Annotated in this window: 12 protein-coding genes; 9 read left to right on the top strand and 3 right to left on the bottom strand. The window is 38.6% G+C overall.

Going from position 1 to position 15,297, the window contains the following annotated elements:
- The first annotated feature begins 49 nt into the window (after window positions 1-49).
- Window positions 50-367 carry a DUF1292 domain-containing protein gene (locus tag J5A74_10405; protein ID QUI95754.1) on the top strand — a complete coding sequence of 106 codons (318 nt, stop codon included), beginning with the start codon at window positions 50-52 and terminating at the stop codon, window positions 365-367.
- Between the two features lie 2 nt (window positions 368-369).
- Window positions 370-1,038, top strand: coding sequence for an L-serine ammonia-lyase, iron-sulfur-dependent subunit beta (sdaAB, locus tag J5A74_10400; protein QUI95753.1), 669 nt, complete (start codon window positions 370-372; stop codon window positions 1,036-1,038).
- 171 nt (window positions 1,039-1,209) lie between these two features.
- Here sdaAB and J5A74_10395 read toward each other — a convergent pair whose 3' ends face one another.
- Entirely contained in the window at window positions 1,210-2,385 is a 1,176-nt protein-coding gene (locus J5A74_10395; protein QUI95752.1) for an IS110 family transposase, read from the bottom strand.
- Window positions 2,386-2,681: 296 nt separating this feature from the next.
- Here J5A74_10395 and sdaAA point away from each other — a divergent pair, with 296 nt between their 5' ends.
- Window positions 2,682-3,563, top strand: a complete 882-nt coding sequence (gene sdaAA / locus J5A74_10390) for an L-serine ammonia-lyase, iron-sulfur-dependent, subunit alpha (GenBank protein ID QUI95751.1) — start codon at window positions 2,682-2,684, stop codon at window positions 3,561-3,563.
- A 139-nt stretch (window positions 3,564-3,702) separates the two neighbouring features.
- Here sdaAA and J5A74_10385 read toward each other — a convergent pair whose 3' ends face one another.
- Window positions 3,703-4,560: an AraC family transcriptional regulator gene (locus J5A74_10385; protein ID QUI95750.1), complete on the bottom strand. Its 858-nt coding sequence runs from the start codon at window positions 4,558-4,560 to the stop codon at window positions 3,703-3,705.
- 171 nt (window positions 4,561-4,731) lie between these two features.
- On the opposite strand from J5A74_10385, the gene J5A74_10380 reads away from it, so the two are divergent.
- Both J5A74_10380 and J5A74_10375 read left to right on the top strand, forming a co-directional pair.
- Window positions 4,732-7,755: a DUF4981 domain-containing protein gene (locus J5A74_10380; GenBank protein QUI95749.1), complete on the top strand. Its 3,024-nt coding sequence runs from the start codon at window positions 4,732-4,734 to the stop codon at window positions 7,753-7,755.
- A gap of 24 nt (window positions 7,756-7,779) precedes the next feature.
- Window positions 7,780-9,213, top strand: coding sequence for an MFS transporter (locus J5A74_10375; GenBank protein QUI95748.1), 1,434 nt, complete (start codon window positions 7,780-7,782; stop codon window positions 9,211-9,213).
- Between the two features lie 51 nt (window positions 9,214-9,264).
- Here the strand turns inward: J5A74_10375 and ychF are convergent, their stop codons facing one another.
- Entirely contained in the window at window positions 9,265-10,362 is a 1,098-nt protein-coding gene (gene ychF, locus J5A74_10370; GenBank protein QUI95747.1) for a redox-regulated ATPase YchF, read from the bottom strand.
- A 182-nt stretch (window positions 10,363-10,544) separates the two neighbouring features.
- Here ychF and lgt point away from each other — a divergent pair, with 182 nt between their 5' ends.
- The 4 genes from lgt to J5A74_10350 all read left to right on the top strand — a co-directional run bounded on the left by lgt (window position 10,545) and on the right by J5A74_10350 (window position 15,294).
- Window positions 10,545-11,390, top strand: a complete 846-nt coding sequence (gene lgt, locus J5A74_10365) for a prolipoprotein diacylglyceryl transferase (protein ID QUI95746.1) — start codon at window positions 10,545-10,547, stop codon at window positions 11,388-11,390.
- An 82-nt stretch (window positions 11,391-11,472) separates the two neighbouring features.
- Window positions 11,473-12,417, top strand: coding sequence for a 16S rRNA (cytosine(1402)-N(4))-methyltransferase RsmH (gene rsmH, locus J5A74_10360; GenBank protein ID QUI96895.1), 945 nt, complete (start codon window positions 11,473-11,475; stop codon window positions 12,415-12,417).
- Window positions 12,414-12,890: a cell division protein FtsL gene (locus tag J5A74_10355; GenBank protein QUI95745.1), complete on the top strand. Its 477-nt coding sequence runs from the start codon at window positions 12,414-12,416 to the stop codon at window positions 12,888-12,890. Before rsmH ends, J5A74_10355 begins: the two co-directional genes overlap by 4 nt.
- 154 nt (window positions 12,891-13,044) lie before the next feature.
- Window positions 13,045-15,294, top strand: coding sequence for a penicillin-binding protein 2 (locus tag J5A74_10350; protein ID QUI95744.1), 2,250 nt, complete (start codon window positions 13,045-13,047; stop codon window positions 15,292-15,294).
- Window positions 15,295-15,297 lie beyond the last annotated feature (3 nt).

The raw sequence follows: 15,297 nt of genomic DNA, 5'->3' as shown, positions 1-15,297 counted from the left end.
GAGTGCCAAAGTTATACTATAGGAATGAATTATAGAAAGGAAGAAAGACATGGAAGAAAATAGAGAGGGACTTTTTGGCGGAGAAGAGACAACAGTGACGATTACCTTGGAAGATGATTCCACCATTGATTGTGTTGTATTGACTATTTTTGAGGCAGATGACAGGGAGTATATTGCGGTAATGCCAGAGGACGAGAACAATGAAAATGTTTACTTGTACCGCTACCGTGAGCTAGAAGATGGTCAGCCAGAGTTGACAAATATTGAAACCGATGAGGAATATGAGATTGTATCAGATGCCTTTGATGAGCTCTTAGACGAACAAGAGTTTAATGAAATTATGGGTGATTTTGACGACGAAGAATAGAGATGAATATATTTCAAATGATTGGTCCTATTATGATTGGACCTTCAAGTTCTCACACAGCAGGAGCAGTGCGGTTAGGGCATGTGGTCAATAAAATTGCCAATGATGACAAAATTGTGGATGTAACCTTTGAGCTTTCAGGTTCATTTGCAAGAACTTATAAAGGACATGGCACTGACCGTGCACTCCTTGCTGGTGTGATGGGATATCACAGCTATGCCGAAGAAATTCGAGATGCCCTTAAAATTGCTAAAGAAAAAAATATTTCCTATCGCTTTATTGCCAAGGATATTGCAGGTGCACATCCCAATACAGCTCGCATTTATTTTCAATGCGAAAGTGGTGCAACAGGCAGTGTGCAGGGAGCAAGTATTGGCGGTGGAAATATTCGTGTGGACTATGTCAATGGCATGCGTGTGGACTTTAATGGGGATTATACAACCATTTTAATTTTGCATGATGACCGGCCAGGCGTTATTGCAGAGGTGACGAATTTAATTCATATCAAGTATAGAGATTTAAACATCAATAATTTTAAGCTTTCCAGACAGGAGAAGGGTGGACTGGCCTTGATGACCATTGAACTTGACGACAAGCCATCACAAGAATTGATTGATGATTTAAAGCGTGTTCAATATGTGCACAATGCAGTATTGATTCGGGCAATATAGAAAGACTAACTATTAAAAGTCAAGCCCTAAAATGATATTTTTTAAATAAAGTACAGAAATGTATTTTAGATATATTCGGAATACAGTTAGAGCTCCTTGCACTTTGAAAACTGCATGACAAAAAGAGCATCATGATAGGTGCATGAAAAAGGAGTATTGAATTAGAGTTAATTAAGCTACTTTAATGTATTGCTGATTCGATTTTACAAGATGATAAATAACTCGAACCAGTTTTTTGACGGCATGAGATATTGCAACATTATAATGCTTGCCTTCAGCTCGTTTCTTGGTAAGGTACCTGGCAAATGTCGAATCCCAGTGGCAAACATACTTGGCAGCATTGTACAGAGCATATCGTAAGTATTTGGAACCTCGTTTTTCCATGTGGGAGTATGCTGAGTCAAGCTGCCCTGATTGATATGTTGATGGTGAAAATCCGGAATAAGCCAAGATTTTATCAGGAGAATCAAACCGACTGAAGTCGCCAATCTCGGCAATGATCATAGCGCCCATACGATAGTTGATACCTGGAATACTGAGAATTGGAGAATTAATTTCATCCATGATAATTTTGATTTCATTTTCGATTTCATCAATCTCAGAAGCAAGTTCCAGTATCAACTTGATGGTGTGTTTTAGTTCAAGAGATTTGGCTGGCATATTTGAGCCGATAGAAGCCCTTGCAGCTTCCCTGAAAGTTATGGCGGTATCTTTACCATATCGACCTTTAGATGCATCTGAAAGAAGATTTGTAAGTCTGGTAAGATGTGCACCAGCTACATATTTAGCCCCGGGAAATTCAGAAAGCAATGCATAAATGGATGTCATATGAAGTGTTGGTACAAGTTTTTCTAATTCAGGAAATAAGATACAGACCAGTCTTGAAACGGAAGTTTTTAGTTTGGCACGTTCTTTTACCTTATCAAAACGATAACGAGTTAATGACTTTAATTCTTCGTTGTGGTAAGATGTATCTGAGTAGGACTTCAAGTTCACATCAGACATGAGCATGTAAGCAATCGTGCGGGCATCTACTTTATCCGTTTTCGTGAGTCTAAGGCTTAGACTTTTTCTGTACAGATTTGTATGTAACGGATTGATGACATAGGTGGTCAGACCTTTATCAATGAGATAACCTAAAAGATTGTAATTATAGTGTCCGGTAGCTTCCAGTCCTACTTTTACTTTTGTTATATCTTCCATAACAGATTCTATTCTTTGGTAAAGGTCATTGAAACCATCTTGACTGTTAGAAATGGTAAAAGCTTTAAATAATACTTCTCCATTAGAGTTTGTGATAAAGCAATCATGCTTATCCTTAGCGACATCAATTCCTACATAAATCATAATAATCTCCTTTAAAATGTATTTGATACTGTTTTAGAACCACAGGGACTCCTTGCGATTGTAGCCTCGTTCTAAATAAACCGTCATGCGGTATCTAACTGATTAACAAATGAGCAAAGAGACTGTGGTTGGGGCCTTTCTAAAACCATCAAGTGGTAGGAGTAAATAACCAATCCACAGTATCTTATATATCATAGTCGAACCTACGGAAGAGGTAAAGAAAAGACTATGACTTAATAGTTATAAAGACCTTGGAGAGGGTCTCTAAAAACTACTACTATATAATACGAGGAATAGTGGTGAAGTACAATTCAATTCAAGAGCTAGTGGATATTGCGACAAGAGAAAACAAAAAGATTAGCGACATTTGTATCAAAGACCAGGCACGGCAATTAGAAATGAGCGAAGAAGAAATCTTTCAAAAAATGGAAGAGAGCTTCTTGGTGATGATTGAATCGGCAAAGCCAAATCAAACTTTGCGTTCGACTTCAGGTTTAACTGGTGGCGAGGGATATCAAATGATGGAGTATGCCAATAAATCCGAAGGGGGATTGAGTGGCAGATTTTTGACTCGGGCAATGGCAAGGGCAATGGCGGTTTCCAATTGCAATGCGGCGATGGGAAAGATTGTTGCAGCACCGACAGCAGGTAGTTGTGGGATATTGCCGGGATGTTTGGTAAGTATGTACGAAGAAGGACGAGCAAAGAAAGAAGATGTTATTCGAGCGATTTTTACAGCGGGGGCATTTGGCATGGTTGTTGCAGAGAGAGCTTCGGTTGCAGGGGCACAGGGTGGATGTCAGGCAGAATGTGGGTCGGCTTCGGGAATGGCCGCAGCAGCACTTGTTGAATTACAGGGAGGAACACCACAGCAATGTGCGGATGCCCTTGGAATGGCGATTGTCAATCAGCTAGGTCTTGTCTGTGATCCAGTGGCGGGACTTGTGGAAATCCCTTGTATCAAGCGAAATGTCTCTGGTGTGATGATTGCATTTTCGTCCGCAGATATGGCTCTTTCGGAAATTGAATTAAAGATTCCAACAGATGAGTGCATCGATGCGATGCGTGAAGTTGGAGATGCACTTCCTTGCTCTCTAAAAGAAACAGCAGCAGGAGGATTGGCTGCGACACCAACGGGAAAGAAGTTAAAAGAGCAAGTCTTTGGACAAGAGGGATAAAAAAAGAGAGTTTCCAGCGATTGGTGATATGTACTCAGAATTCAATATATATGTTATGGACTAAACAGAACAAATGGATGCTATCCTGTACTTTACAGGTAGCATCCATTTTGTTTTTCGATGAACTTGAAACAAGCCTTCAAAGGATGTTTTTTCTATACTCTGAAGGCGAAAATCCTTTTATCTTATGAAAAAGTCGGCTAAAGTATAACGGATTATCATATCCGACAATTCTTGAAATTTCGGATATGGAATATTTTGTAGTTTCAAGAAGCAACTGTGCATTGGATATTCTGGCTGAAACAATAAATTGCATAGGTGTAGTGCCAGAATATTTTTTAAAGTTTCTGATAAACCAACTTATACTCATACCCCTTGATGTGGCATATTCTTCAATGCTTATTTCGCTACTATAATTATCACTGAAATATTGTGTTGCCATATCCATTTCATTGTCCAGATAGATATCTGAGATTTTCCTATCTTTTTGAAGTTCCCTATGTATACCAATGAGCAGCTGTTGCATAAGTATTGACAGAAGTTCTTCATAGTGATCCTGACAACGCTGCAATTCTGATATCATTTTCTTATATATTCTTTCATATTCCAAGGATGTACCCACAAAAAAATAATGTAGATCATCACGGATACCATATTTTCTTAAAATATTTTTTACATTACCTCCTGTGAAATGTACCCAATACACCTCAGTTTTGTATGTACCATAATATTCATATTTTTGAAATTCTTTCGGACGAAACAAAACCATATTTCCTGCTGTGATAACAGTTTCATTGTCCTTATGATTAAAATGAAAATATGCCTTTCCTGCACTTATATAAATCAACTGATAGTCAAGTCGACCACGAGGTCGATAAGTAGGAAGTTTCGGCTTGGTGAGCAGACGATAGGTGCCACAGCTTCCCACTATAAGTGGTTTAGATTTATCCTTGAAGTCTATGGCGGAGTTATTCATATATCCACAATTTAAATACATATAACCTCCTAAATTAAAGTTTATATAATTGTATCATTTTGTGCATATTAAATCCATTATAGTTTATAGACAAAAGACTACAAAAATACTAAAATCAAGCTAACTTAATGAAGTACGAAATTGAAAAGGTAATATTATAGTATGATATTGTTCATACAAAAGGAGGTTAAAATGATTGTACCGCGTTATTATGAGGACTTGAAGGTTTTACATGAGAACACTATGCCGGCAAGAGCATACTATATTCCGGCTTCAAAGCGAATGGATGATCTTGTAGAGAATCGCAAGGGCTCGGACAGGATTCAATTTTTAAACGGCATATGGAAGTTTAAATATTTTGAAAGTATCTATGATGTAAAGGAAGAATTTTTTGAGCAGGGATTTGATGTATCAGATTATTCAGATATGAAGGTACCGGGAGTGTGGCAAAATGAGGGCTATGATCATCATCAGTATACAAATATAAAATATCCTTTTCCTTTTGATCCTCCCTATGTACCACAAGATATTCCATGTGGAGCGTATGTCTATGATTTTGAATATAAAGAGGATGAGAAAGCCAAAAAAGCATTCTTAAATTTTGAAGGTGTTGACAGCTGCTTTTATCTATGGATAAACGGTTTATATGTGGGATACAGTCAGGTACCACATGCTACAAGTGAATTTGATATCACAGATGTAGTAAAAAACGGAAAGAATACCATTGCTGTTTTGGTAATGAAATGGTGTGACGGATCTTATTTGGAGGATCAGGATAAATTTCGTATGACCGGAATTTTCAGAGATGTGTATATCTTGAAAAGACCACAGGCTTTTATAAGAGATTATAAAGTTAATACAGAGGGAGAAAAGTTAAAACTTGATATCGAACTTACAGATCCAGTAGAGGTACAAATAACTCTGGAAGATAAAGCCAAAAGTATAATAGCAAAAGGTAAAATAGAGGAAACCGGAAGTATAGAGTTTAAAGTTTTAAATCCTGTTCTTTGGAATACTGAAAATCCATATCTTTATACCTTGATACTTGAAACAGAGGCGGAGACTATTGTTGAATATGTAGGATTCAGAACAGTTGAGATCATTGATAAGGTGCTTTATTTTAATAAGCAAAAGATAAAGTTTAGAGGAGTAAACAGACATGATTCGGATCCTATAGCAGGATTTACAATCAGTATTGAGCAAATCATAAAAGATCTTACTTTAATGAAGCAGCATAATTTCAATTCTATCCGAAGTAGTCATTATCCGAATGCACCATATTTCTATCAGCTATGTGACAAGTACGGATTTATGGTTATTGATGAGGCGGATATTGAGGCACATGGTCCGGTTATGATTTACAGAAAAGAGGATACCGACTACAACAGGTTCAAAAGATGGAATGAGAAGATAGCGGATGATCCAGCTTGGGAAGCTTCTATTCTTGACAGAGTAGAGCTTATGGTAAAGAGGGAGAAGAACAGACCTTCTATCGTAATGTGGTCAATGGGAAATGAGAGTGCCTACGGTTGCAATTTTGAAAAGGCACTTAAGTGGACAAAAGAGTATGATCCTTCAAGAATTACACAGTATGAGAGTGCAAGATACAGAAATTATGATGTAGTGTACAATTACGATCATCTGGATATATACAGTAGAATGTATCCTTCACTTGATGAAATCAGAGAGTATCTAAAAAATGATGCAAGCAAACCCTTCTTACTGGTAGAGTATTGTCACAGTATGGGAAACGGCCCCGGAGATTTTGAGGATTATTTTGAACTTATTTATGAAAATGATCTTATGTGTGGAGGCTTTGTATGGGAGTGGTGTGACCATGCAATATATAAGGGCACAGCAAAAAACGGTAAAGCTATGTACTACTATGGTGGTGACCATGGAGAAAAAGTACATGATTTAAATTTTTGTATGGACGGGCTTGTATATCCGGACAGAAGACCACATACAGGACTGCTTGAATATAAGAATGTCTACAGACCTGCAAGGGTGGTTTCATATGATGAAGAAAGTGGAAAACTGGTGCTTCACAATTATATGGATTTTGATGATCTGAAGGACTTTATAGATGTTAATTATGAAGTGAGCTGTGACGGAATAAGTGTTGAAACCGGAAACTTAGATCTTCCTTCTATAGAGGCACATAGTGAAAAAGAGCTTGAACTTAGGATAAAGATCCCAAATAAAGGCAAGGTATTCCTTAAACTGATCTATATACTTAAAAAGGAAATGCCTTTGATTCCAAAAGGATATGAACTTGGATTTGATGAGTTGAAGATTAAAAATGAAGATGGAAGAAATCAAAATACAGTGAAATGGCTGGAAAGAGAAGTTACGGTATCTGATATGGAAGTAGCAGAAGATGATACATCGGTAATTATTAAGGGTAAGACTTTCACATATACCTATAGTAAGAAAAACGGAATGTTTGAATCTTTAGTATTTGCCGGAAGGGAATATATCAACAGACCTATGGAGCTTAATATCTGGAGAGCACCTACAGATAATGACATGTATGCAAAGTTGGAATGGAAGAAGGCAAAGTATAATGAAGCATATGCAAGAGCTTATAAAACAGAGATTATACAGTCGGAAAAGTGTGTTGAGATATCTGTAAAAACTTCTATGTCTGCTGCAAGTATTCAAAAGATATTGGATGCGGATATTGTTTGGAAAATTGACTGTATGGGAGGAATAACATCTTCCATCAAAGTTGTAAAGGATGAAGAGTTCCCTGACTTACCAAGATTTGGAATAAGATTATTCCTTGATAAGAAGCTTGAAAATATTGCATACTTCGGCATGGGACCTTATGAGAGCTATATAGATAAACATCAGTCAACAAGTCATGGTATATATAGAGCAAAGTTGAGCGAGATGCATGAAGATTATATAAATCCACAGGAAAACGGTAGCCACTATGACTGTGACTATGTGGAGCTTGCAAACGGACAGTTCGGTATGGTGGCGGCAGCTAAAAAAACTTTCTCATTTAATGCCTCTATTTATACGCAGGAGGAGCTTGAAAGGGCGGCACATAATTTTGAACTTGAAGAGTCAGACAGCACAGTACTTTGTCTTGATTATGCTCTAAACGGTATAGGTTCAAACAGCTGTGGACCAGTAGTGACAGATAAGTATAGATTTGATGATATCAAGTTTGATTTTGCGATCAGTATAATACCTTTTGTCAAGTAAAAATACATGGAAAGGAGAATTTTTATGGAAGAAAAGAAATATTTAAAGTGGTATAACAAGGTAGGATACGGTTCCGATGATATAGCAGGAAATGTGGTCTATGCCCTCTTAGCTGCATTTGTAATGATATATTTAACAGATATCATAGGGCTTAATGCCGGTATAGTAGGAACATTGATTGCGATTTCAAAGATTTTTGATGGTATCAGTGATGTGTTCTTTGGTGCCATGATTGATAAGACCAAGACGAAAATGGGTAAGGCAAGGCCTTGGATGCTCTATGGATATTTTGGATGTGCCGTATGTTTGGCAGCGATATTTTGTATACCTGTGGATATGGGAAGTACCGCTCAGTATGCATGGTTTTTTATAGCATATACATTATTAAATGCAGGATTTTATACAGCCAACAATATTGCATACTCATCACTTACCGCACTTATTACAAACAATAATTCGGAGAGAGTGCAGATGGGATCTCTAAGATTTATGTTTGCATTTGGAACCAGTATGCTTATTCAGGCTGTGACAGTCGGATTTGTGGAAAAACTTGGTGGCGGTGCGGCAGCGTGGAGAACAGTTGCTATTCTATATGCAATAATCGGAGTTATATCAAATACCATTTCAGTATTATCCGTCAGAGAACTTTCAGATGAAGAACTCTCTGAGGGGAAAAAGGATGATGAGGCACAGGAAAAATACAATCTGATTGATACATTTAAGATTTCAGAAGAAGAACTCTCTGAAGGAAAAAAGGATGATGAGGCACAGGAAAAATACAATCTGATTGATGCGTTTAAAATACTTGTTCACAATAAATATTTTCTGATGATTTGTGGCGCTTACCTTTTGATGCAGCTTTATTCGGCTACACTTGGAATGGGCATTTACTTTATGAAGTATGTACTTGGAACTGACAGGTTGTTTGGAACCTTCTCATGGGCTATCAATATTCCTATGATTGTGGGGCTGCTTATAACACCGGTTCTTGTCACAAGGTTAAATGGTATGTACAAGTTAAATATAGTAGGATATGTGATCGGAACAGCAGGTCGTCTGGGAGTGGTTATAGCAGGATATATGGGAAGTATTCCGCTTATGCTTTTCTTTACAGCTGTTGCAGCATTTGGTATGAGTCCTCTTCAAGGTGATATGAATGCACTTATTGCAACAACATCAGAGTATACAAGACTTACGATCGGTAAAAAGGTGGATGGTACAATGTATTCCTGTACATCCTTTGGAACGAAGGTAGGTGGAGGACTGGGCACTGCTATAGCCGGTTGGATGCTTGCAGCAAGCGGATATGTTCAGAATGCCACAACTCAGCCACAGTCCTGTGTAAATATGCTTTATATTATGTACTTATGGCTTCCTATGATCTTTAATGTGTTGATAACTTTTATACTTGTAAATCTGAAAGTGGAAAAGGCAAATAAGGAGCTTCAAAGTCAATAAAAAACTCAAAAAAGAGAGTTTCCAGTGATTGGTGGAAACTCTCTTTTTGTGTTATACATTAAATCTAAATAAGATGACATCGCCATCTTGCACGACATATTCCTTGCCCTCTAATCTCATCAAGCCTTTTTCTTTAGCAGCAGCACTGGAGCCACAATCTAATAGATCTTGATAATTGATGACCTCAGCACGAATAAATCCTCGCTCAAAATCGGTATGAATCTTTCCGGCAGCCTGAGGAGCCTTAGTTCCCTTTTTGATGGTCCAGGCTCTTGTCTCATCTTCTCCAGAGGTAAGATAACTTAAAAGACCAAGAAGGTCGTAGCTTGCACGGATCAATTTATCGAGTCCGGATTCTTTAATGCCAAGAGCCTCAAGGTATTCTGCCTTTTCGTCATCATCGAGTTGAGAAATTTCTTCCTCAATTTGAGCACACACAACAAATACTTTGCTGTTATTTTGAGTTGCATAGTCTTGAACTTGCTTGACATAAGGATTACTTGCACCATCATCGGCTAAATCGTCCTCAGCAACATTGGCAGCAAAGATAACTGGCATAAAGGTAATTAGACCCAAAGATTTGACAAAGGTCATCACATCCTCGTCATCATTTTCGTATGACTTTGCAAGTTTTCCGTCCTCAAGAATTGCTTTTAATTCCTTTAAGATCTCAAGCTCCTTCTTGGCAGTCTTATCATTCATTGCCATCTTTGAAGTTTTGGCAATTCTTCGATCAAGAATTTCAATATCAGAGAAAATTAACTCTAAATTAATGGTTTCAATATCTCGGATTGGATCGACAGAGCCATCGACATGGATGACATTGACATCATCAAAACAGCGAACAACATGGACAATGGCATCACACTCTCGAATGTTGGAAAGAAATTGATTTCCAAGTCCTTCGCCCTTGCTGGCCCCCTTAACCAGTCCGGCAATATCGACAAAGTCAATAACGGCAGGAGTTACCTTTTTTGAGTGATAGAGATCACCAAGTGCTTTTAGTCGGGCATCAGGAACAGCCACTACGCCGACATTTGGGTCAATTGTACAAAATGGAAAGTTGGCTGCGGTTGCTCCAGCCTTTGTCAAAGAATTAAATAATGTGCTTTTGCCCACATTTGGCAAACCTACAATGCCTAGTTTCATAACAATAAATCCTTTCTGTATTTAAGTTGTGGAAGAAAAATACCATGAGTTTAATCAGTACTATCGTCATAGTATAGCACAGAACTTAGATACTATCAAATTTTATATTGTAATAGAGAAGTGACAAAAGGAGAATTTTGTGATAAAATTCGTCATTAGAATTTAGAGAAAGGAAGGGGAAAATGGGATACGATTTAAAGTTTATTCACTTGGGGATTACAATTGAACATTTACATAATCATATCAGTGTATTTGGCTTTGCGATTGCTTTTTATGGTATTATTATTGCAACAGGTATGTTACTTGGAATGTTTCTTGCCTCTAGTGATATGAAGCGACGAGGACTCAATCCTGACTTAATTATGGATCTTGCCCTATTTGGGATTGTCTTTGGCGTGATTGGGGCAAGAATTTACTATGTTATTTTTTCATGGGATAGCTACAAGAATCATCCCCTAGAAATTTTAAATATTCGGGGAGGTGGTCTGGCCATTTATGGTGGAGTGATTGCGGCAGCAATTACGACATTTGTTTATTCTAGAGCAAAAAAGGTGAGCTTTTTTACGCTGGCGGATTCGGCAGTACTTGGACTCTTGGTTGGTCAAATTTTAGGGCGTTGGGGAAATTTCTTTAATGCAGAGGCTTTTGGAGGATATACAAACGGACCTTTTGCTATGCAGATTAAAAAGAGTATTGTCAATCCAAATATGTTAAGTGATGCGGTGTTACATCATCTTGTGCAAGTCAATGGCGTAGACTATATCCAAGTCCATCCTACATTTTTATATGAGTCAGTGTGGAATTTGTGCTTGCTCCTTCTTTTATTGTGGTATCGGAAGAAGAAGAAATTTGAGGGAGAGATGTTTTGGCTATATATCGGAGGATATGGATTAGGAAGAGCAATGATCGAAGGATTAAGAACGGATAGCTTGCTTGTTCCGGGCACAAATATTGCTGTTTCTCAAATGTTGGCTATACTTTGTGTGGTCGTTTCTGTTATTACAATTGTTCGCAAAAAGAAGGGATAATACTTGAAATTTTTGTGGAATTAACATAAACTAAAAGCAATAGTTTTAAGAATACAGTACTCAAACAATGGAAGGAAGAAAAATGGATTTTAAGCATATATCTGTACTGTTGCATGAGACTGTGGACTCATTGCAAGTTCGATCAGATGGAATTTATGTGGATGGAACACTGGGGGGAGCAGGACATGCCTATGCGGTCTGTGAGAAGCTCTCAAGCAATGGACTATTGGTGGGCATTGATCAAGATGCTGATGCAATTGCGGCAGCAACAAAGCGTTTAGCACCTTTTGCTGATCGTGTAAGAATTGTAAGGGATAACTATGTCCACATGGGGCAAGTTTTAAGGGATTTGGGCATTGAAAAAGTAGATGGAATTTATCTAGATCTTGGCGTTTCTTCTTATCAGCTCGATGCAGTGGAAAGAGGATTTACCTATCGTGAAGACACAAGATTGGATATGCGAATGGATCAGCGAATGGAAAGAACCGCAGAGGACATTGTCAATGATTATGATGAGCAAGACTTATATCGCATAATTCGTGATTATGGAGAAGATCGATTTGCCAAGAATATTGCAAAGCATATTGTAAAGGCGAGAGAAAAAAAGAGAATTGAGACAACGGGAGAGTTGATTGACATTATTCGTGCTTCCATCCCGATGAAGATCCAAGTTACTGGTGGGCATCCTGCAAAGAGAACTTTTCAGGCCATTCGCATTGAACTCAATGCAGAGCTGGATGTGTTGGAAAATACAATTGATGAAATGATTGATTTATTAAAGCCAGGTGGAAGATTGTCAATTATTACCTTTCATTCTCTCGAGGATCGAATTGTCAAGCAATTATTTCGAAAGAATGAAAATCCTTGTACTTGTCCAAAGAGTTTTCCTGTATGTGTATGTCATAAAAAGAGCAAGGGACATATTGTGACAAGAAAAGGAATTTTACCTTCACAGGAAGAGTTAGAAGATAATTCTCGTGCAAAGAGTGCAAAATTGAGGGTATTTGAAAGGAGTGATAGCGAGTGAGCGACAGAGATAACCGAGTAAATACCAAGGTACGCACAAAGGTACGGGAAGATTATGTCTATGGAAGTGCTGCACAAAAGAGAGAAATCGTGCCAACTTCGACAACCAAGGTGGCGAAGAAGTTGGCACCAAGGAAAAAGACTCGAAAAAAGAGAAGAGTTTCTTTTTTTGAGGTAGTTGCCTTAGTTGGAGGATTAGTTGTTCTGTCCTGTGCAGTATATACTGCTGCTCTTAATACGAAAGTAAAAATTTCTCAGAGAGAGATTACAAAACAAGAGGCAGCGTTGGAGAATTTAAAAGCAAAGAACAATGAATTGGAAAATCGCATCAACTCTTATATTGATTTGAATAATGTGTATGAAGTGGCAACAAAGAGATTGGGAATGGTATATGCTAAGAAGAATCAAGTCATCGAATATAAGAAGACAGAAAGTGAGTATGTGAAGCAAGATGAAGATATTCCTAAAAATTAGATCTATTTTTGATAGAATAAGTTATCCGGATAATTCGTCTGAAAAGAGAAATAACAATATTTCCCCTAAATTAGAAGAAAAGCTGGCACTTGCACCCTTTTTGGTGATTGCGCTGGCTTTTCTACTATTGTGGGGAAGGGTGTTTTCCTTAAAAGTGAAAAATGGTCCGGTGTATGAGAAGAAGATTTTAGAAAACATTAATTACGATACAGCAGAAAGTGCCTACAAGAGGGGAGATATTCTTGATAGAAATGGAACGCCTTTGGCTGTCAGTAAGGAATCTTATCGAATCATTTTAAATCCTGCGGACATTTTGGAAGGTCAGGATGATGAAAAGAAGAAAAAAAGGGCAGAGGACAATCTGGAGATGACTTCAAAAGTCTTGGCTGAGACCTTTGGCTATGACCAACAGATGATTAAGGATCGCATCAACGAGTATAGGGACAGAAGATATTATCGCTTGGATGCAGGAATTACAAGTGAGCAAAAGGAAAGTTTTGATGCAAATAAGGAAACAGCAGAGAAGGACCAAAGGACGAGTGGTAAGGTTATTGGTGTGAGCTTTGAAAAGACTTATCAGCGTTCTTATCCAAACAATGCTCTGGCTTGTGATGTCATTGGCTTTTCTCAAGGAGATGGAGATGTAGGAACTGGAGGAATTGAACAGTTTTATAATAGCAATCTCATTGGCAAAGAAGGCAAAAAGTATGGCTATTTCAATGAGGATGTTGGTCCAAATCAGGTGATTAAGTCGGCTGAAGATGGAGACCAGATTGTTTCAACAATTGATATCAATATACAGCGAATTGTGGAAAAGCACATTCAAGAATGGGAGAGTACCACAGGAAGTAAACGCACGGCTGTGTTGGTAATGAACCCAAATAATGGAGAGATTTTGGCATTGGCCACAAGTAAGGGATATGATTTAAATCATCCGAGAGACCTTACAAAGTTTTATCAACAGGCAGATATTGATAAGATGGATGACAAGAAAAAGAATGATGCCCTCAATGAAATTTGGAGAAATTTTGCAGTCAGTGATACCTATGAACCTGGTTCACCATCTAAGGTCTTTACTGTAGCCGCAGGCCTAGAAGAAGGTGTCATCAAGGGAAATGAAACTTATTTTTGTGATGGCTTTCAAAAAATTGGAAAGTGGACCATTAAATGTGTCAGTGTTCATGGGCATGGTCTATTGACCGTTACAGGAGCATTGATGCAAAGTTGTAATGATGCACTGATGCAAATTGGTGCGGCCATTGGTGTCGAACGATTTACAAAGTATCAAAAGATTTTTGGTTTTGGGGAGATGACGGGAGTTGACCTACCAGGAGAAGCAGATACTAAGGGGCTAATTCATACGGCACAGAATATGTCTGCAGTGGATTTGGCAACAAATTCCTTTGGACAAAATTACAATACTACTATGGTGCAGACAGCAGCAGCTTTTTGTTCGGTAATTAATGGTGGTTCCTACTATAGACCACATGTTGCCAAGCAGATTTTATCTGCCAATGGGGCAGTTAAGGAGAATCTGGATGGAAAAGTGGTCAGAGAGACTGTGTCCATGGAGACCACAGAGTTTTTGAGGGAAGCATTGAGAAAGACAGTTGCCGAGGGAACAGGGTCTGCTGCACAGGTGCCAGGCTATGATATTGGGGGAAAGACAGGTACAGCAGAGAAGTATCCGAGAGGAAAGGGAAAATACCTTGTCTCTTTTGCTGGATTTGCACCGACACAGAACCCAGAGGTCTTTTGTTATGTAATTATTGATGAGCCTCATGTGGCCGATCAGGCACATTCCACCTATGCGAGCACTTTATTTAAGGACATTATGACGGAAGTTTTGCCTTATATGAATCTCTTCCCAAATTCGACGAACACAGAGGAAGATAGTATAAAGGCAGGAATGCCAAAGGACAATGGAATTACCGTGGTACCAGATGTTTCACAAAAGTCAGAAACAGATGAGTATGTTCCTCAAATTTTACAAATTCCAGATGGTCTGCCAGAGGCTGCACAGACTACGGCAGCATCGGGGCTTACTGTGCAGGACGATGAGCAGGAGACCTTGCCAAAACAAAGTGAGACAAGTCAGAGTGCGGCAGATACTTCGGCTACAGAAACCAGTGCAGCAGACACCTCGACAGGAGAAACTAGTGGGGCAAATAGCACAACAGCCACCGCAGAATCTGCTGTGGCCACAACAGTGGCTGAAACTCAAGCAACAACACAGACCAGTGCAGCAACCCAAGCACAGACAAGTGCAGCTGCAACCACGGCAAAACCAAAGGCTGCAAAGTCAAGGGCAAAGACAACAAAGAAAAGTGTTGGCGCGAAGTCAGCACCAAAGAAGGCAACAACAGCAAAGAAGCCAGTAAGAACAACGAAAAAAACACGATAGCAT

The sequence above is a fragment of the Lachnospiraceae bacterium oral taxon 096 genome, assembly GCA_018141845.1.
Lineage (GTDB): Bacteria > Bacillota > Clostridia > Lachnospirales > Lachnospiraceae > F0428.
The sequence above is the reverse complement of the archived record's forward strand: the minus strand, read 5'-3'. Positions and strand labels throughout refer to the sequence as shown.